This is a genomic window from Pseudoduganella namucuonensis, from assembly GCF_900116645.1.
Lineage (GTDB): Bacteria > Pseudomonadota > Gammaproteobacteria > Burkholderiales > Burkholderiaceae_D > Rugamonas > Rugamonas namucuonensis.
In genome coordinates this window covers 184,415-203,470 of the sequence record NZ_FPBO01000004.1, presented here as the reverse complement: position 1 = coordinate 203,470, position 19,056 = coordinate 184,415, and the positions used below count along the sequence as shown (strand labels likewise).

General features: G+C 69.3%; 15 protein-coding genes. 11 read left to right on the top strand and 4 right to left on the bottom strand.

Annotation, left to right across the window (positions count from 1 at the left end):
• The 3 genes from BM436_RS06465 to BM436_RS06455 all read left to right on the top strand — a co-directional run bounded on the left by BM436_RS06465 (nucleotide 1) and on the right by BM436_RS06455 (nucleotide 4,019).
• A complete protein-coding gene (locus BM436_RS06465; RefSeq protein WP_093554670.1) occupies nucleotides 1–1,305 on the top strand; it encodes a hypothetical protein in 1,305 nt (434 codons plus the stop codon).
• Nucleotides 1,306–1,348: 43 nt separating this feature from the next.
• A complete protein-coding gene (locus BM436_RS06460; protein WP_177307001.1) occupies nucleotides 1,349–2,710 on the top strand; it encodes a glycosyltransferase family 4 protein in 1,362 nt (453 codons plus the stop codon).
• A gap of 88 nt (nucleotides 2,711–2,798) precedes the next feature.
• A complete protein-coding gene (locus BM436_RS06455; RefSeq protein ID WP_093554669.1) occupies nucleotides 2,799–4,019 on the top strand; it encodes a pyridoxal phosphate-dependent aminotransferase in 1,221 nt (406 codons plus the stop codon).
• A 4-nt stretch (nucleotides 4,020–4,023) separates the two neighbouring features.
• Here the strand turns inward: BM436_RS06455 and BM436_RS06450 are convergent, their stop codons facing one another.
• The 3 genes from BM436_RS06450 to prsT form a co-directional block, all read right to left on the bottom strand.
• On the bottom strand, nucleotides 4,024–7,659 hold the full coding sequence (locus BM436_RS06450; RefSeq protein WP_229489423.1) for a TonB-dependent receptor: 3,636 nt from the start codon (nucleotides 7,657–7,659) through the stop codon (nucleotides 4,024–4,026).
• Between the two features lie 348 nt (nucleotides 7,660–8,007).
• The gene (locus BM436_RS06445) at nucleotides 8,008–8,772 is read right to left on the bottom strand and encodes a substrate-binding periplasmic protein (protein ID WP_218164820.1); all 765 of its coding nucleotides are present in this window, start codon (nucleotides 8,770–8,772) and stop codon (nucleotides 8,008–8,010) included.
• 11 nt (nucleotides 8,773–8,783) lie between these two features.
• Nucleotides 8,784–11,561 (bottom strand): XrtA/PEP-CTERM system TPR-repeat protein PrsT, encoded by a 2,778-nt coding sequence (prsT, locus tag BM436_RS06440; protein ID WP_093554667.1) that lies wholly within the window; start codon nucleotides 11,559–11,561, stop codon nucleotides 8,784–8,786.
• A gap of 217 nt (nucleotides 11,562–11,778) precedes the next feature.
• Between prsT and BM436_RS06435 the strand changes: the two genes are divergently transcribed.
• Nucleotides 11,779–12,561 (top strand): hypothetical protein, encoded by a 783-nt coding sequence (locus tag BM436_RS06435; RefSeq protein WP_093554666.1) that lies wholly within the window; start codon nucleotides 11,779–11,781, stop codon nucleotides 12,559–12,561.
• 87 nt (nucleotides 12,562–12,648) lie between these two features.
• On the opposite strand, the gene hmgA is transcribed toward BM436_RS06435, so the two are convergent.
• On the bottom strand, nucleotides 12,649–13,947 hold the full coding sequence (hmgA, locus tag BM436_RS06430; RefSeq protein ID WP_093554665.1) for a homogentisate 1,2-dioxygenase: 1,299 nt from the start codon (nucleotides 13,945–13,947) through the stop codon (nucleotides 12,649–12,651).
• A gap of 105 nt (nucleotides 13,948–14,052) precedes the next feature.
• Between hmgA and BM436_RS06425 the strand changes: the two genes are divergently transcribed.
• The 7 genes from BM436_RS06425 to BM436_RS06395 all read left to right on the top strand — a co-directional run bounded on the left by BM436_RS06425 (nucleotide 14,053) and on the right by BM436_RS06395 (nucleotide 19,036).
• Nucleotides 14,053–14,958 carry a LysR family transcriptional regulator gene (locus BM436_RS06425; protein WP_093554664.1) on the top strand — a complete coding sequence of 302 codons (906 nt, stop codon included), beginning with the start codon at nucleotides 14,053–14,055 and terminating at the stop codon, nucleotides 14,956–14,958.
• Between the two features lie 83 nt (nucleotides 14,959–15,041).
• Nucleotides 15,042–16,052, top strand: coding sequence for a diguanylate cyclase domain-containing protein (locus BM436_RS06420; RefSeq protein ID WP_093554663.1), 1,011 nt, complete (start codon nucleotides 15,042–15,044; stop codon nucleotides 16,050–16,052).
• A gap of 8 nt (nucleotides 16,053–16,060) precedes the next feature.
• Nucleotides 16,061–16,801, top strand: a complete 741-nt coding sequence (locus BM436_RS06415; protein ID WP_093554662.1) for an SDR family NAD(P)-dependent oxidoreductase — start codon at nucleotides 16,061–16,063, stop codon at nucleotides 16,799–16,801.
• A gap of 8 nt (nucleotides 16,802–16,809) precedes the next feature.
• Nucleotides 16,810–17,061, top strand: coding sequence for a DUF2164 domain-containing protein (locus tag BM436_RS06410; protein ID WP_093554661.1), 252 nt, complete (start codon nucleotides 16,810–16,812; stop codon nucleotides 17,059–17,061).
• A gap of 69 nt (nucleotides 17,062–17,130) precedes the next feature.
• Nucleotides 17,131–17,922 carry an alpha/beta hydrolase gene (locus tag BM436_RS06405; protein WP_229489415.1) on the top strand — a complete coding sequence of 264 codons (792 nt, stop codon included), beginning with the start codon at nucleotides 17,131–17,133 and terminating at the stop codon, nucleotides 17,920–17,922.
• A complete protein-coding gene (locus BM436_RS06400) occupies nucleotides 17,919–18,383 on the top strand; it encodes a hypothetical protein (RefSeq protein WP_143132993.1) in 465 nt (154 codons plus the stop codon). Before BM436_RS06405 ends, BM436_RS06400 begins: the two co-directional genes overlap by 4 nt.
• Complete coding sequence (locus BM436_RS06395) at nucleotides 18,380–19,036, top strand: VOC family protein (protein ID WP_093554659.1); 657 nt, start codon at nucleotides 18,380–18,382, stop codon at nucleotides 19,034–19,036. Before BM436_RS06400 ends, BM436_RS06395 begins: the two co-directional genes overlap by 4 nt.
• The last annotated feature ends 20 nt before the right edge of the window (nucleotides 19,037–19,056 follow it).

Below are 19,056 nucleotides of genomic sequence, written 5' to 3'. Positions count from 1 at the left end.
ATGCGTAAGCACCCGCCCCGTCCGCCCGCGCCGCCACTGGCGCTGCTGCTGGCCCTGGCCGCCAGCCCGGGCCCCGCCGCCGGGGCGGACGCGTCCGCCGCCGCGCCGGAGAGCGAACTGTACACCCGCTACAACCTGTTCGCCTTCGGCGTGGCGCACCGGCAGAGCGGCGCCGAGCGCGGCTTCAACCTGCTGGCGCTGCCGCGCAACCAGCAGCAGCTGGACCTGCGGCCCGACTTCGGCTGGACCGGGGCCGGGCTGGAACTGGGCTTGAAGCCGCGCCTGTCGCTGCTGCGCAGCGAAACCGACATGGAGTTCGGCCTGCCCGGCCGCCAGACCTACCACGCCTCCCACGCCTACATCAACGAGGGCTATGTGCGCTACCGCGCCGGCGACGCGTTCACCTTCATCGCCGGCCGCGAGAACCTGCAATGGGGGCCGGCGGCGCTGCTGTCGGCCTCCAATCCCTTCAATCCCAACAACGGCAAGAGCAATCCCAACGTCGAGCAGCCCGGCATGGACTATGTGCGCGCCGTGTACATCCCCAGCGGCACGTGGACGCTGTCGCTGATCGCCAACACCGGGCGCGGCAGGCTGGGGCGCGAGGACCGCCACAGCGCCACCGTCGGCAGCTTCGCCCTGGGCGCGGCGGCCGCGCTGGCCGGCGCGCGGGAGGCGGTGGCGGACTTCTTCGACGCCACCGAGCGCGAACAGACCGGCTTCGACCGGACCTACGCGGCCAAGCTGGACTACACCGGCGACGGCCACTACGCGTCGCTGCTGTGGTCGCACCGCAAGCACGGCCTGAACCGGACCGGCGCCTTCGCCGGCTGGAACGCGTCGGAGGCCCTGCTGGTGTACGGCGAGGCCAGCGTGGCGCAGCGGCGCGCCAGCCAGGCGCCGCAGCGGCGCGACTACCGCGCGCTGCTGGGCGGCTCGTACACGCTGGAGAGCGGCGCCACCTTCACGGCCGAGTATTTCCGCAACAACGCCGGCTGCCGCCTGACGCCGGTGGCGCTGTGCGCCGGCACCGCGCTGCCGCAGCCGCGCCTGCCGGTGCTGCGGCGCCGCTACCAGCTGCTGCAATACGTGGACACCAAAGTGGGCGGCAACACCAACCTGCTGCTGCGCGCCATCCGCAACGCCGACGACCATTCGCACCAGGCGTCGCTCCACATCGAGTACGAGCTGGGCGGGCACACCCAGCTCTACCTCACGCCGACGCTGTCGCGCGGCAAGGCGGGCAGCGAATTCGGCACGCTGCCGCGGCGCTCGCTGTTCTACGGCCTGTCGTACACCTTTTAGTCCACCCTTCAGCCCACCTTCTAGCCAGCCATTGGAGAACACCATGCTTATCGCCCCCAGTTTCGCCATCCTCACCATGGGCAGCGGAGACTATCTCGGCTCCACCGTGCGCGACCTGACGCTGGCCAACGCGCTGCACCGGCGCGGCCACAAGGTCGTGGTGTATTGGATGCTTGAGTGCAACGAGGAGCTGGCCGACGCCGGCATCGGGCACCGCATGCTGTGCCACGGCACCCGCTACCATTTCCAGCGGCCGTCCGAATTCCTCGACCGCGTGGTGGGCGGCGCGCTGTTCCTGCTGCCCAAGCGGCTGCGGGTGCGCGCCATCCAGCGCCGCGGCGGCTATGTCGAGCGCCTGCTGTCCAACATGCTGCGCTCCCTGTTCGCCGGCCCCGAGCCGGATCCGGCGCTGGCGCGGCGGCTGCGCGGCCATATCGCCGAGGACGGCGTCACCCACCTGCTGGCCGGCTTCGGCACGCTGGGGCCGCTGGCGATGGCGGCCCAGGGCAAGGACGCGCAGTTCGACTACGCGCTGACCTTCCAGGGCGACGAGGAATTCGCGGCGCTGGCCACCCGCATCGGCCTGGGCGAGCCGTTCCGCGCGGGCGTGCGGCAGGCCATGACGCGCTCGGCCTGGCGCGCGATCGCCGTCAGCGAGGACTACGCGCAGCGCCTGGTCGAGGAGATCGGCGTGTCGCCGGCGCGGCTGCAGGTGGTGTACAACGGCGTGGAGTTGCCGGGGCCGGGGGCGCGCCCGGACTTCGCGATGATCAAGGCCGCCTTCCCGGCGCTGCGGCAGGACACGCCGATCGTGCTGTACCTGGGGCGGCAGGAATCCGAGAAGGGCATCGACCTGCTGCTGTACGCGGCCAGGCTGCTGGCCCGGCGCGGCCAGGCGGCGCCGCCGATGCAGCTGGTGATCTGCGGCGCCACCGCCAAGGGCCAGGGCTACCGCGACGTGCTGACCGACCTGGGCCGGCACCTGGGGCTGGCCGTGCACCACGCCGGCACGGTCGCGCCCGAGCTGCGCGGCGCGCTGTACGCGCACAGCCACTGCGTGGTGTACCCGTCGGTCAACCGCGAGCCCTTCGGGCTGGTGGTGGCCGAGGCCATGAGCCACGGCACGCCGGTGCTGGTGCCCGACTACGGTGGCGTGGCGGAGGTGATCCACGACCAGGGCCGCTCCGGCGGATTGAGTTTCCGCACCTGGGACAGCGGCGACCTGGCGCGCCAGCTGGGCCGCCTGCTGGAGGACCGCGCGCTGCACACCGAACTGGCCGCCAACGCGCGCGTCGTCGCCTCGCGCTTCAGCGTCGACCGCATGGCCGACGGCGTGCTGGAGCACATGGGCATGCGCCCGCAGCCGTACCGGGCGGCGGCGGGAGGGGCGGGACGGCGCGCCTGAGCGGCTTTTCGACGCCGCCCGTTGGGCTATAATCGCCTCCCGGGCGGCCGCTGGCCGGACCGCCGCCATCCACCAGCAGAGAACCGCCATGACCCAGCCCGACCCCGCCGCCAACCCCGCCAACCACGCGCACGCGCTGCGGACCGCCGCGCGCGTGCGGGCGATCGAGCCGTTCCGGGTGATGGAGATCATGAAGGCGGCCGGCGAGGCGGCCCGCTCCGGCGTGGACGTCATCAGCATGAGCGTCGGCGAGCCGGATTTCACGGCGCCGGAGCTGGTCGCCGAGGCGGCCATCCGCGCCATCCGCGGCGGCGCCACCCAGTACACCGACGCGCTGGGCATGCCGGCGCTGCGCGAGGCCATCGCCGCCCATTACCTGGGCGCCTTCGGCGTGGCCGTCGATCCGCGCCGGATCGTCGTCACGGCCGGCGCCTCGGCCGGGCTGCTGCTGGCCTGCGCCGCGCTGCTGTCCGAGGGCGACGAGGTGCTGATGCCGGACCCCAGCTATCCCTGCAACCGCCATTTCGTCTCCGCCTTCGGCGGCAAGGCGGTGCTGGTGCCGTCCGGCCCCGAACAGCGCTACCAGCTGGTGGCCGGCGACGTCGCGCGCGACTGGACGCCGCGCACCCGCGGCGTCATCGTCGCCTCGCCGTCCAACCCCACCGGCACCTCGCTGACCATCGGGCAGATGACGGACATGCTGGCCGCCGTGCGGGCGCGCGGCGGCTTCGCCATCGTCGACGAGATCTACCAGGGGCTGAGCTACGACCACGCGCCGCACAGCGCGCTGGCCATCGACGACGGCGTCATCACCGTCAACAGCTTCTCCAAATACTTCAGCATGACGGGCTGGCGCCTGGGCTGGCTGGTGGTGCCCGATGAACTGGTGGGCACGGTGGAAAAGCTGGCGCAGAACCTGTTCATCTGCCCGTCCACCATCGCCCAGCACGCGGCGCTGGCCTGCTTCCACCCGGATTCCATCGCGGTGTACGAGGAGCGCAGGCTGGAGCTGAAGCGGCGACGCGACTTCCTGGTGCCGGCCCTGCGCGGCATGGGCTTCGGCGTGCCGGTGATGCCGGACGGCGCCTTCTACGTCTACGCCGACTGCGGCCGGGTCGCCCATCCGGACGCCGGCGACAGCGCCAGGTTCGTGCTGTCCGTGCTGCGCGAGGCCGGGGTGGCCTTCGTGCCGGGCGACGACTTCGGCGTGGCCGCGCCGCATCGCCATGTGCGCTTCTCGTACGCGACCGCGCAGCCGCGCATCGCCGAGGCGATGGCGCGCATGGACAGGCTGTTCGGCCGCGGCTAGCCGCTCACTCCAGGCTGCGGATGTTCACGCCCACCATGATGCGGCGGCCGGTGTACGCGATGTCGAGCAGGTTGGGCGTGCCGTCGGCGAACGGCGAGTACACGCCCTGGCTGTTCGAGACGGTGGCGCGGCCCAGGTTGCGGGCCTCGGCGAACAGCTCGATGCCGTTCTTGAAGCGGTAGGCGATCTTGGCGTCGACCCAGCGCGTGGCGTCCCTGAAGTTCGGCGACCCCGGGTTGTACGGCGTGATCGTGGTGCGTCCGCCGGCCGCGTTCGGGTAGTTGTTGACCGTGTTGCCGCCGCAGCCCGCGATGCAGCTGAAGAACGAGGCCACGGCCTGCACCGCGACGCGGGCCGACAGCGCGCCGTCGTCGTACCACAGCGCCCAGTTGTACGAGTACTTCGACTCGCGCGCCGGCGGCAGCGGATCGCCGGTGATCAGGTCCACGATGTTGACCGACGACACCGCCGAGCGCAGCTTGGTGTAGTTGGCGTCGATGCCGGTGTTGCGCAGGTGCCAGGGCAGGAAGGTGAAGGCGGTGCGGGTCGAGAACTCGACGCCCTTGCGGGTGGTGCTGGCGCCGTTCTCCCAGGTGCTGAAGTTGAAGTCCAGGTCCGACAGGCGCCGGCCGGTCTGCGGGTCGATCAGGTCGGTGCCGTCGAACAGCTTGACGTCGCTGCGGCCCACCGTGGTGGCCGCGCCGACCTTGCCGACCTGCTTGAACGTGGCGACGCTGAATTGCGTGTCGCGGTTCGGGTACCATTCCAGGCTCACGTTCTGGTTGGTGTTGCGCTGGGCGCGCAGGGCCGGGTTGCCGATGGTGCCGGAGCAGCTCTGGTCGGTGTCGCCGTCGGTGCTGGTCGAATAGCGGCGCTCGTCGAAGGTGCAGGTGCCGGCCGGCAGCAGGCTGGTCACGGGAGGGCGGGCCACCGCCTTGGAGCGGTGGTAGCGCAGCACGACCTCGTTCGGCACCACCCACATGGCGTAGTTCTGGATCGGCAGGTAGTCGGTGGTGTTGGCCTCCAGCGCCGTGATCTTGCCGATGGTGCTGGACGAGATGCCGGTGGCGAGGTTGGGGAAGGCCGGGTCGAAGGACGGCGTCTTCACGATGGACGTGAAATACATCATGCCGGTGGCCTTGACCTCGGTGCGCACCACGCGGTAGCCCAGGTTGCCCTCGAGCTCCATGCCGAAGGGCAGCGCCTTGCCGGTGAAGGGGATGTGGTCGAGCGAGAAGTCGGTCATGGCGTAGCCGGCCGTGGTGCGCTCCTTGAAGGTGCTCACCGGCTGCTGGTACACCTTGCCGTCGCTGCCGGTGCATTCCTTCACGCAGTCGAAGTCGATGTTCGGGGTGCCGACCAGCGAGAACACCTTCTCCACGTCGATCTGGTTCCAGCCCTTGATCAGTTCCGCCGGCCTGTCCTTGGCGCCGTTGAAGAAGAGGGAGTTCGGCTGCGTCATGGACTGGGCGATGATGTCCTGGAACTGGGCCTGGGTCATCACGGTCTGGCCGGACTGCACGGTGTTGGGACGCGGATCGCTGCTCGGGTTGAAGCCGTATTTGCACGGCGCGCCGCCGGCGCCCAGCGAACCGGCGGTGTTTTCGCAGCCCATGAAGGAGCTGCGCACGTTGGCCGACGGCACGTGCACGGCCGGCACGTAGCCCGCCGCGCCGAACTCGCCCTTGGCGGTCGCCGCCGTGTAGCCGCCGGCGCCCCAGCTGTTGCCGCCGGTGTCGCGCAGGTTGAAGCCGGTTTTCAGGCGGGTCAGCAAGGGCACGCCCTCGGGCAGGGCGTAGCTCAGGTCCAGCTTGGCGGTGCGCTCGCTGGACTCGTTGATCTTCGGCGTCCAGGTGATCTGCGGCGCCTGGGTGCGCAGCGGCTGCTGGGCGATGCTGTAGGCGGGCAGGGCGACCGTGTTGTTGGCCGACAGTGGCGCCGCCACCGTGGCCACCGTGGCCGGCCGCGCGGCGGCGTACAGGGCGGGATTGGTCTGGTCGAAGGCGCTGCCGGCCGGGAAGCTGTAGCTCCACAGGCCGTTCGGCAGCGCCTGCAGGGTGGCCGGGCCGTAGTTGTAGCTCCAGCTGGTGCGCTTGTCGCCGCGCGAGAAGTCGGCCTTGGAGTCGCCCACCAGGAATTCGGCCGCCAGCGGGCCGCTCTTCCAGCTGCCGCCCGCCTGCAGGTAGCGCACGCTGGTTTCCATCACGTTGTGGATCTGGTCCACGCCGGCGCTGCCGTCGGTGATGGAGAACCTGGTCACGTGGTGGTTGGCGTCGACCACGGCGGAGCCGGGCACCACGTTGGCGACCGCGCCCTCGATCGGGAAGGCGTTGGTGCGGAAGGTGTAATTGTCGTAGTTGTAATAGCCGGAATTCGGGACGGCGACCCGCTTGCCGGTCGCGTCGCTGAAGGTGGGGCCGTTGTAGGTCGGGCTCAGGGCGACGGCGGTGTTGACGTTCAGGCCGCCGAGGCCGTAGGTCATGAAGGTGTCGTCGATGCGGCGCCGCGTCAGGCTGCCCTTGGCGTACACGCTCAGCTCGTTGTTGACCTTGAAGTCCAGGCGCAAGTCCATCGAGCGGCGCTTGTCGACCTGGCTCTTCTCCAGGAAGCGCACCAGCGACGGCGTGTAGTCGTTCCACTGGTTCAGGCAGGTCAGCAGTTCATTGCCGCGCTGGTTGATGGCGGCGTTGCGCCCCGCGTTGCCGGCGGCCATGGAGTTTTGCTGGGCCGTGGTCAGGTTGGGGAAGGCGGCGTGGCAGTCGGCCTTGGACTTGGCGGCGGCCGAGCGGGTCACCAGTTCCAGCGGCGAGGCGGAATTGAAGAAGCCGCCGGCCGTCATCGGGATGGACTGGATCGGCGAGGTCGAGGCCGGATCGTTGGCCGAGACCGTGGCCGGGTTGAAGGAGAAGGTCTTCGCGGGCGAGTTGTCGAAGTCGATGGCGCGCGCGTAGCCGGCCACCTTGCTGGTCGCCACCTCGGACGAGTGGCCCTCGTTGTGCATCTGCGAGGTCGACACGTTGAGCAGCACGCCCAGGCGGTTGTCGAGGAACTTGTCGGCGAGGATGAGGTTGGTGTCCGGCGACCATTGCTTGTTCAGCGAGCCCTGGGAGCCGGCCACGCGCAGCGAATAGAAGGGCTTCTTGAAGTCCAGGCCGGTGCGGGTCTTGATGATGATGCCGCCGCCCAGCGAGCCCTCGGTCATGTCGGCGGTGGCGCCCTTGACCACGTCGACGCTCTTGATCAGGTCGGCCGACATCTCGCGCAGCTCCACGCCGCGTCCGCCACCGCCGCCGTTCAGGTCGGTGCCGCCGCCGGCCAGCACGCCCTGGCCGTCGATCTCCACGCGGGTCAGGTCGGCCGAATTGCCGCGCACCGCCACGCTGACACCCTCGCCGAAGTCGCCGCGGTCCAGCGCCACGCCGGACAGGCGCGAAATCGCCTCGCCGACGTTGCGGTCCGGTAGCGCTCCCACGTCTTCCGCGACGATGGAGTCCATCGCCGTCGCGGCGTTCTTCTTCCGTTCGATGGCCGATTGCTGGGAGGCGCGGGTGCCCACCACCAGCACTTGTTTCACCTCGCCATTTGCGGCGACGGCGGTCGCCGATTTATTCTCCTGGGCCACGGCGATATTACCCGTCACCAAAGACGCCAGCGCGATCGATACCGCGTAGCTTAAAGGGCGTAACCGCAATCTGTCCTGGTTTATATTATCCACTCTCATCTCCGTATTTGGTTTTTGACTCTGTTTTATTAATCAACAGCTGCCCGGCCAGTATATAAAGCCGAGCATGGCCGCGCGCGGCGGTCGAATGAACAATCACACGGTTGATCGGGAGTGGCGGGGAGGTGTGGCGGAAATGCCGAACATATAACGGAATTGGTGTCCGTTATATTGGGGAGGAATACATAATGATCAAGAAATTGATCGTTTGGCGAAGGGATTTAATAAGCGATATTCCCAATGCGGCGCGCGATTTATTCGCGGGGATTAATGCTCGGCCTTGCCCAGATATTTACGGTAAATCGCGTCGAATTGGCCGTTGTCCTTGATGTGTTTTAGTCCGGCGTTGAAATCGTCGCGGATCTGGCGGTTCCAGAACACGGTGCGGTAATCCATCGGATTCAATTTGACGAAGCCATGCTCGGTGACCGGTTTGAGCCGCACCGCCTTGTTCCGCGACTGCAGCAGCATGAAGTATTTGAAGATGTTGCGGTCGCTGAGCACCAGGTCGTAACGGCCCATGTTCAGGGTGGTCACCTGCAAGCCCTGGTCGTTTTGCTCGTAATAGTGGCCCGCCTTCTGCACCGGCCCCAGCCACTCGGGATAGCGCTTGGCCGCGCCGGGGAAGGAAATCACCGTCAGGCCCCGCAGGTCCTCCGGCTTGCGGATCACCAGCTTGCGCTCCCTCAGGCTGATGAACACGTTGTCGTAGGTGACGGCCGGGTCGCCGTACCAGGCGCCGGCGGCCAGCATGTCCTGGCCCAGGTCGGTCATCGCGCTGTCCACCACGTGCGCCTTGAAGGCGACCGGTATGCGCGCGAACGGGTAGTACACCGGCTTGAGCACATGGCCCCGGTGGGCCAGGGCGGCGCTGATGACCTCGATCTCGATGCCGGAATTGGTCTCGGGGAAGCAGAACGGCGGGATCTTCTCGCCGAAGGCCATGGTGACGTCGTTGGCGGCGGCCGGCCCCGCGCACAGGCACAGGGCCGCCAGCGCGGCGCGCAGCGGACGGCGGGGCGCGGGCGGCATCGCCGTCGCCCTCATCGCAGCAGCAGCAGCAGCGCCCGCGCGTCGTCGGCCTGGGCGAAGCGCGTGTCGCCGGCCAGCAGCTGCTCCAGGTGCTGGCGCGCGGCGGGCTTCTGGCCCGCCTTGGCGAGGCCGGCGGCCAGGTGGTAGCGGATGTCGCGCGCCAGCGGCGCCTGGGCGTGGGCTTTTTGCAGGATCGGCAGGCCGCGCGCCGTGTCGCCCTGCTCGATCAGGATCCAGCCCAGCGTGTCCATCACGGCCGGCTGGTCGCCGGCCAGCTGGTAAGCCTGTTCGGCCACGGCGCGCGCGCGCCTGTCCTTCATCTGCTGGTAGGCCCAGGCCAGGTTGTTGAGCGCGGTGACGTTGTCCGGGTGCCGTTTCAGCATGGCCTCCAGGTAGGGCGCGGCCTCGGCGTACTGCTTGTCGGCCAGCATGGTCTCGGCCTTGTACAGTTCGATGCGCGCGTCGTCCGGATTGGCCTTCAGCCACTGGTCCAGCCGCCGCACCGCCTCCTGCGGCTTGCCGGTGGCGCGCAGCGCGTTGGCGATCTTGACGACCAGCTCGTTCTTCTTGCCCAGCGCCAGCGCCTGCTCGTAGGCCGCCAGCGCCAGTTCGTGCTTGTTCTGCACGGTGCGCACGTCGCCCGCCAGCTGGTAGCCGGCCGAGGCCTTCGGATACTTGCGCTGCAGGCGGTCGGCCATCATCATCGCCAGCTCGTACGAGCCGCGCTTCACGTACAGCTCGGCCTGCGCCACTTGCGCGGCCGGGAAGTCCGGCTGCATCGCCAGCGCCGTCTTCAAATGGTCCTCGGCCGCCGCCGTGTTGTCGAGCAGCAGCTCCATCGCGGCCACCTGCATCTGCGCGTGCGCGGAACGGGGCAGGGCGGCGGCCAGCTTCTTGTAGGAATCGAGCGCGCCGACCTTGTCGCCGTTGGCCAGCTGGCTCTTGCCCAGCAGGTCCAGCAGGTCCGGGTTGTCCGGGTGGTCCAGCTGGACCTTGCGCGCCAGCAGCAGCGCCTTGTCGTTCCTGGCGTTGACCAGGTAGTGGGACAGCAGGCGCACGGCCGGGCCGATGGCGTTCGCGTCCACCTCGTGCGCCTGTTCCAGCCAGCGGGTGGCCTCGTCGGGCTTGCGCTCGGCGGTGGCCAGCGTGGCCAGCGCGTTCAGCGCCTCGACACTGCCCTTGTTGTTCGCCAGGAAGTTCTTCAGCCGCTGCCGGGCCGCCTCCGGCTTCTTCTCCACCGCGTCCAGCTGCGCCAGGTTGGCGGCGGCGGGGAAGTAGGCCGGCTCCAGCGCCAGCGCGCGCTCGAAGGCGGCGCGGGCGCGCGCCGGGTCTTGCTTGCCGAGGTAGACCATACCCTTCAGGTCCTGCAGCGTGGCGTTGGCCGGCTGCGTCTTTTCCAGCGCCTCGACGGCGGCGTGGGCCTGGTCCAGGCGCTGCAGGCCCAGTTCGGCGCGGATCAGCGCGATGCCGGCCTGCTCGGAACTGGTGTCCAGCCTGGCCGCCGCCTGCAGGTCGCTGATGCCCTGCGCGCGGTCGCCCTTGCCCAGCTTGCTCATGCCCAGCGAGGTGCGCAGCTTGGCCGCAGTCGGATCGAGCTCGCTGGCCTTGCCGAAGTATTCGGTGGCCTTGTTGAAGTCGCGCGCCTGCATATAGGATTCGCCGGCCAGGGCCAGCAGCTGCACGTCCTGCTGTTCGCTCTTCAGCGCCGGCTCCAGCACGGCCAGCGCGTCCGGCGTGGCGCCGCTGCGCAGCAGCGTGGAGGCCAGCATCTTGCGCGCGTAGACGTTGTAGGGGTTGCGGTCCAGGTAGCGGCGCAGGTGGTGCTCGGCCTGCTGCAGCGAGCCCAGGTTCAGGGCCACGGCGCCGGCCAGCAGCACGCTGGGCGGATGGTCGGGCGCCACCCGCAGCACCTTCTGCAGCGACTCCTGGGCGGCGATGTGCTTGCCCCGCGAGAAGTCCAGCAGGGCCTGGGTGTAGGCCACCAGCACGCTGCCGGGCGTGACCTTCTCGGCCTTGGCGAGGTTGGCCTGGGCCTCGGCGAACTTGCCGACGGCGATTTCCAGGTAGGCCATCTCGACGTGGACGGTGCGGTGCTGCGGATTGATGGCGATGACCTGGTCGTAGGCGTCCAGCGCCTGTTGCGGCTGGTTTTGCGCGCGCAGCAGGTCGCCCTTGAACATCAGCGCGTCGGTGTTGCGGGGCTGGGCCGCCAGCACCCGGGTGGCGTATTGGTGGGCCAGGTCCACGTCGCCCGACAGGAAGGCCACGCGGCCCAGGCCGATCAGGGCGGTGGGATGGTCGGGGTGCAGCTCCAGCACCTTCTCGAACACTTTCTTCGCCTCGGGCACCTGCTCCAGCGCCAGGTGGGCGTCGGCGCGCACGCACAGCAGGTCGGCGCCGTTATTGGCCGCCTCGGCCTCGGTCTCCTCGAGCGCCTTCTTGAACTGGCCCTGCTGCAGCAAGGCCTTGGCCAGCACCGGCATGGCGGTGGCGGCCGGCGTGCCGTTGGCCAGCGCCTTGCGGATCTCCTTCTCCGCCGCCAGCGCGTTGCCGGTGTCGTTGTACAAGGTGGCCAGCAGGAAGCGGGCCTCCGCGTGGTCGGGATTGGCCTCCACCGCGTTCTTCAGCGAGATCAGGGCGGCGTTGAATTCATTGTTCTGGCGGTATTGCCTGGCTTGGGCCAGCAGGTCGGCCTTGCTTTCCTGCCGGCAGCCGGTCAGCGCGGCCCCCACGAGCAGCGCGCAGCACAGGCTGGAAAGCGCCGTTCGTTTGTTAATAAAATGAAACATGAATTTCCTTTGGGTACGAACCAGTATACAATGGCGGCAACCCTGAATGGTGGCATGCTTGCGCGCACGGTGCAACCGGGCAACCCGGACTGTCGGAAATCTTTACAGTTCGCGCCACACGGGCGGGGGGAGGCGGGTAAGGGCTTGTTTACAAAGCTTGTTAACCGCCTGGCATGATTAATGCTTTAAAGAATTAAATCTTTCCACGGGACGAATCATGAAAAAACTGTTCAGCGCCTTTTGCGCCGCGTTCGCGCTGCTGGCGATGCATGGCGCCCAGGCTGGCGGGATCAGCGACTCCGGCGCGAACGCCTATTGGGGCGGCGACAGCCACGGCCAGGGCGACGTGATCGGCGGCAGCATGTACGACATCGGCGGCGCGACGATCGCGCGCGTCGGCAGCGTGCTGACGGTGACCATCAACACCGCCTTCGCCGGCCACGCGGGCGCCGACTCCTGGGCCGGCCCGAACGGCATCGGCTATGGCGACGTGTTCCTGTCGCAGGCCTGGAATCCGTTCGGCACGGACGCCCACCACACCGGCGACAACGCCGCCAACGGCACCAAGTGGAACTACGGCTTCAGCCTGGACAACCGCTGGAGCAACACCGGCGGCACCTTCAAGCTGTACCAACTGAACGGTTCGACCAACGCGGCCAACATCAAGAACTCCGAATCGTTCATGACCTGCACGCTGGGCACCCAGTGCCTCTACCGCAATGGCCAGGCCACGGCGGTGAAGACCACCTCGAGCACCGTGAATTACACCGGCCTGACCGGCAGCTGGACCGTGACGAAGGACCAGAAACTGACGTTCACGATCAACGCGTCGTCGACGGCGCTGGTCAATTTCTCGTCCTTCGCCATGCACTGGGGCGAAACCTGCCAGAACGACGTGATCGAGGGTCTGGTGCGCGTGGTGCCGACGCCGGGCAGCCTGCCGTTGCTGGCGCTGGGCCTGGGCGCGCTGTGCATGCTGCGCCGCCGCCGTCACGGCTAAGTCCTCCCGTTCCCGACCAGCGGCGCCCGGCTCTTGTCCGGCGCCGTTTTTCTTTGCCGCGCAACTTTAAATAGCCCTGGGCGCTTTTTATGCCGGGGCCTTGAAGTTCTTGCGGATGCCGGCCCAGCATGCCTGGTAGTCGCCCTGCAGTTGCGGCGAACGCAGCGCCTGCTCGGTCGGGCGGATCACGTGCCGGGTCTCGAACATGAAGGCCATGGTGGCGTCCACCTTGTGCGGCGTGCTGGTGTCGGCGGCGCTGGCCTTGTCGAAGGTGCCGGCGTCCGGGCCGTGGCCGCTCATGCAGTTGTGCAGGCTGGCGCCGCCGGGCACGAAGCCGCCGGCCTTGGCGTCGTATTCGCCGTGGATCAGGCCCATGAACTCGCTGGCCACGTTGCGGTGGAACCAGGGCGGGCGGAAGGTGTTCTCCGCCGCCAGCCAGCGCGGCGGGAAGATCACGAAGTCCAGCGTGCTCACGCCCGGCGTGTCGCTGGGCGCGTGCAGCACCAGGAAGATCGACGGGTCCGGATGGTCGTAGCTGATCGAGCCGATGGTGTTGAAGTGGCGCAGGTCGTACTTGTAGGGCGCGTAGTTGCCGTGCCAGGCCACCACGTCCAGCGGCGAGTGGCCGATGCGCGCGCGCCACAGGTTGCCGCAGAACTTGGCCACCAGCTCGAAGTCGCCCTCGAGGTCCTCGTAGGCGGCCGTCGGCGTCAGGAAGTCGCGCGGGTTGGCCAGGCCGTTGGAGCCGATCGGCCCCATGTCCGGCAATTGCAGCAGCGCGCCGTGGTTTTCGCAGATGTAGCCGCGCGCCTCGCCGTCCGGCAGCGCCACCTGGAAGCGGATGCCGCGCGGGATCACGGCGATCTCCTGCGGCTCGATCTCGACCAGGCCCAGTTCGGTGGCGATGCGCAGGCGGCCCCGCTGCGGCACGATCAGCAGTTCGCCGTCGGCGCTGTAGAAGTAGCGGCCCCGCATGTCCGCGTTGGCGGCGTACAGGTGGATGGCGCAGCCGGCCTGGGCCTCGGGCGCGCCGTTGCCGGCCATGGTGGTCCAGCCGTCGATGAAGTCGGTGGGCGCGGCCGGCATGGGCAGCGGGTCCCAGCGCAGCTGGTTGGGCGGCGGCGCGGGATGGTCGAAGCGGCCGACGAGGCGGCCGTTGTCGATGCGCTCGAAGGCGCCGTGCATCGCGGCCGGACGGATGCGGTACAGCCAGGAGCGGCGGTTGTGGCTGCGCGGCGCGGTGAAGGCGGTGCCGGACACCTGCTCGGCGTACAGGCCGTGGGCCACCCGCTGCGGCGAGTTGCGGTGCTGGGGCAGGGCGCCCGGCAGCGCCTCGGTGGCGAATTCGTTGCCGAAGCCGGATTGGTAGGCGGTGGTCGCGGTCATGCTGTCTCCTCTGAACGGTATGGCTACACTTTAGGGGATGGGCGCGGATTTTACGATGTGAATATAAAAATGTAGAATATTCACATTGTAAATTATGGTGGACTCATGCTCGAGCTGCACGACATCGACCTGAACCTGCTGGTGGTGTTCCAGGAGGTCTACCGCGAGCGCCGGATCTCGGCGGCGGCCAGGCGTTTGCGCCTGACGCAGTCCGCCGTCAGCAACGCGCTGGCGCGCCTGCGCCGGGCGCTGGGCGACGAGCTGTTCGTGCGCACCGCGCAGGGCATGCAGCCGACTCCTTTCGCCGAGCAAATGGCGGAGCCGGTGGGCGCCGCGCTGGGGCAGGTGGCGCTGGCGTTGAACCAGCGCGACCGCTTCGACCCGGCCACCAGCCGCCGCCGTTTCGCCATCGCGATGACGGACGTGGGCGAGGTGTATTTCATGCCGGCGCTCATCGAGCGCTGCAGGGCGCTGGCGCCGCGCGTCGAGATCGGCTCGGTGCGCGCCGGGACGGCGGCGCTGAGGGAGGAGATGGAGGCCGGCCGCATCGACCTGGCCATCGGCGCGTTCGAGGACGCGTCCGAGGCGCTGTTCCAGCGCCTGCTGTTCCGCCAGCCCTATGTCAGCATGTTCCGCCAGGGGCACGCGCTGGGGCAGGGCGAGCCGACGCTGGAGCGCTTCCTCGCCGCCGAGCACCTGCTGGTGGCCTCGGCCGAGAGTCCCTACGACCGCATCAACGAGCTGCTGCGCGAGGCGGGCGTGCAGGCCGCGTCGCGCTACCGGGTGCCGCACTTCACCGCCATTCCCTACATCGTCTCCACCGCCGACCTGGTGGTGACCGTGCCGCTGAAGCTGGCGCAGCGCGCGGCGGCGCCGTTCAAGCTGGCGTGGATCGCGCCGCCGCTGGCGTTGCCGGAACTGCAGACCAACATCTTCTGGCACCGCCGCTACGGCCAGGACGCCGGCGGCCAGTGGCTGCGGGGGCTGATCATGGACACCTTCGGCGAATGAGGTCCGCAAGCGGCGCGCCAGCGCTTATAATTCCCGTCACGATCGCTGGCCGCCGCCAGCAGCCTGGCCCCTGGAAAATCCGCATGCAAGACAACACGATCACGCCGCAGGGCGCAGCCGCACAGCGCGCCGCGCCGGTCCTCCCGCAGCATCCCAACTTGTTCAAGCGCGTGCTCGGCCTGGCCAACCTGGGCCTGGTGGTGCTGGACGCGCGCCGCCGCATCGTGCTGTGGAACCAGTGGATGGCCAGCCGTTCAGGCCTGTCCGCCAGCCGGGTCGAGGGCGTCGACCTGTTCGAGCAGTTCCCCGACCTGCTGGGCCAGCGCCTGGAGCAGGCCATCCACAGCGCGCTGGCCAACAACCTGCCGGCGCAGCTGCCGCAGGCGCTGAACCGCACGCCGTTCCCGTTGTACCCCGCCGGCACCTGGGGCGGCGAGCGGATGGAGCAGTCGGTGGCGGTGACGCCGTTCAGCGAGGGCAAGGAGCGCTACTGCCTGATCGAGATCGGCGACGTCAGCACCACCGTGGGCCGCGAGCGCATGCTGCGCGACCAGGCCGAGTCGCTGCGCGCGCAGTCCTACGTGGACGGCTTGACCGGCATCGCCAACCGCCGCCATTTCGACGTGGCGCTGCAGCGCGAGCTGGGGCGCGCCCAGCGCCACGGCGGCGAGCTGTCGCTGCTGCTGATGGACATCGACTCCTTCAAGGCCTACAACGACCACTTCGGCCACCAGCAGGGCGACGCCTGCCTGACCATGGTGGCCGAGGCCTTCGCCGGCAAGCTGCAGCGCTCGGCCGACCTGGCGGCGCGCTACGGCGGCGAGGAGTTCGCCGCCATCCTGCCGGACACCGGCCCGGAGCAGGCGCGCCAGCACGCCGAGGCGATCCGCGCCTGCATCGCCGCGCTGGAGATCACGCACGCGCCGGCCGCCGTCCGTCCGCACGTGACGATGAGCATCGGCGTGGCCAGCTTCGACAAGGACCGCCTGGCCGACGCCGAATCGCTGCTGCGCGCGGCGGACCAGGCGCTGTACGCCGCCAAGCGCGCCGGCCGCGACCGCGTGGCGGTCGACGGCGAGGCGCAAGCGGCATAGGGGGGCGCATGAAAAAGGTAGTGATCATCACCGGCGCCGGGCGCGGCATCGGCGCGGCGACCGCGCTGGCGGCGGCGCGCGAGGGCTACGCGGTGGCCGTCAACTACCTGAGCGACGCGGCCGCCGCGCGGGGCGTGGTGGACGCGATCGTCGCGGCCGGGGGCGAGGCGATCGCGGTGCCGGGCGACGTCGGCGCGCCGGCGGACGTGGCGCGGCTGTTCGAGACCGCCGAGCGCGAACTGGGGCCGTTGACGGCGCTGGTCAACAACGCCGGCATCACGGGCGGCCTGGGGCCGTTCATGCGGGCCGATCCCGCCGTCATCGCCGACGTCTTCCGCGTCAACGTGCTGGGGCTGATGGACTGCTGCCGCGCGGCGGTGGCGTCCTTCCAGCGCAGCGGCGCGGCGGGCGTGATCGTCAACATCTCGTCGACCGCCGCCTCCAGCGGCAGCGCCGGCGACTACGTGCACTACGCGTCCAGCAAGGCGGCCGTGGAGGCGTTCACGATGGGACTGGGGCGCGAGCTGGCGCCGCGGGGCATACGCGTGTGCGGCGTGGCGCCGGGCATGACCGAGACCGAGATCCACGCGCGCGGCGGCGACGCCGGCCGCCTGGCGCGCGCGGCGCCGAACATACCGATGCGCCGGGTCGGACAGCCGGGGGAGATCGCCGAACCGGTGGTGTTCCTGCTGTCGCCGGCGGCGTCCTACATCACGGCCACCACCATCACGGTCGGCGGCGGCAAATAGGGAAATACATGGCGATCAAGTTGAGCAAGGAAGTGGAGGAGCGGCTGGTGGGCTCCATCCAGCGTTACTGTTCCAAGAACCTGGACGAGGAGGTGGGCGAGCTGAAGGCCAGGCTGTTCCTCGACTACTGCCTGCGGGAGATCGGTCCCAGCGTGTACAACCAGGCCATCCAGGACGCCCAGGCCGCGATGCAGGACAAGATCGCCGAGATCGACACCACCTGCTACGAACATGAGTTCTCGTACTGGCAGAAGAAGTAGCGCGGGCCGCCGCGCCGCCGGTCCGGGGCGCGGCGCGCGTCGCCGTGGCCTCCCCGCGGGGACGGCGGGGTGAATCCCCGACTCGCGGCCGTGCTGGCGTTCGCCGGCAAGCTCGCCGCGCTCGCGGCGCTGGGCTACCTCGGACTGTGCGCCGCGCTGTTCGTGTTCCAGCGCTCGCTGATCTATATGCCGCCGCCGGCGTCGCCCGTCGAAGGCGCGGACGTCGTCGCGTTGCCGGTCGATGGCGCGGAGCTGCGCGTCACCGTCCGCGATCGTCAGGGCGCGCGGGCGCTCGTCTACTTCGGCGGCAACGCGGAGGACGTGAACCTCGGCCTGCCCGACCTGGCGGCCGCGTTTCCCGAGCGGGCCATCTACCTGATGCATTACCGGGGCTATGGCGGCAGCACCGGCAGCCCCACCGAGCGGGCCCTGGTCGCCGACGCGCTGGTCCTGTTCGACAAGGCGCGCGCGCGCCACGGGAGCGTGATCGTGATGGGCCGCAGCCTGGGCAGCGGCGTGGCGGTTCAAGTGGCGAGCCGGCGTCCCGTCGCCGGGCTGGTGCTGGTGACGCCGTACGACAGCGTCCAGACGCTGGCCGCGCGGCTGTTCGGCTACATCCCCGTCGGCACGCTGCTGCGGGACAAATTCGAATCCTGGCGGTATGCGCCCAGGGTCGCCGCGCCGACGCTGATCCTGGCGGCCGAGCACGACGAAGTCATCCCGCGCGCGAGCACGGAATCGCTGCTGGCCAGCTTCCCGTCGCCGGTGGCGACGCTGCGTATCGTTCCGGGGACCGGGCACAACACCATTTCGCTGAGTCCGGAGTATGTCCGGCTGCTCCGGGATTTCGCGAATCGATGATTGCGGCCGACGTTGAAATCGATGATCATGGCGGTCCCGCCTTGGCGAAAAAACAAAGGAACATCATGCGTAAATCCGCCGCTCTCGTCGCGTCGCTGTCGTTGCTGGCGCTGTCCAACCCGCGGGCGGCCGAACTCCCGCCGCAACTCGGCTATAGCATCGCGCTGCGGAACGACCACGGCGTGGAGACCCAGGCGCTGTCGCTTCCCGTGGGTGGCGACACGCGTCAATTGAAGCTCGTCGGCGGCGTGGTGGAAGTCACGCCGCCCGCGAAAGCCGGCGGCATCTCCGTCATCAAACTGTTCGCCGATGGCAAGCCCGGGCGGCTGCTGCACACGGCCAGGATCAGCCGGCCGGACGGGCAGCCGGTGCGCGTGGCGTACTCGCTGTGCGGCGGCCAGGTGGGCTATCAGTCGCCGGCGCCGGACAAACTGGATGGCTGCGCGGCCGGGGCGAATTGAAGGTAGACCACGTATTCATCCGCGCGGGCGTCGGCGCGCCGGAGGCCGATTTGCTGCGCGTGTTTGGCTTGTCCGAGGGGACCGGCAACCGGCATCCCGGACAAGGCACCGCGAACCGCCGCTTCTTCTTCCGCAACGCGTTCATCGAATTGCTCTGGATCGCGGATGAGCGGGAGATCGTGAGCGAATCGACGCGGCCGACCGGCCTGCACGAACGCCTGTCCGGGACGCGGGGCGTCTCGCCCTTCGGGATTTGCTTCCGGCCGTCGGGCAGCGAGACGCCGGCGCCTTTTCCCGCCTGGGCTTACCGTCCCGCGTATCTGCCGGCCGGCATGAGCATCGACATCGGCCGGGACGTGCCGCCGTCGGAGCCGATGTGGTTCTTCCTGTCCAATGGCGCGCCGCCAGTGGAGGCGCCACCGGAGCGCCGGCAGGCGCTTGAACACGCGGCTGGCCTGCGCGAGATCACCTCGCTGACCGTGACGATGCCCGGGGCCGAAGGCGGGTCGGCGGCGGCGCTGGCGGCGGTCGAGAGTGGTGCCGTGTCGATACGCGAGGGCGGGCGGCACCTGATTGAAATCGGCTTCGACCACGAGGTCCGCGGCCTCGCGCACGATTTCCGGCCCGCCTTGCCGCTGCTTTTCCGCTACTAGGCCGCTCCGAAGAATGCCGC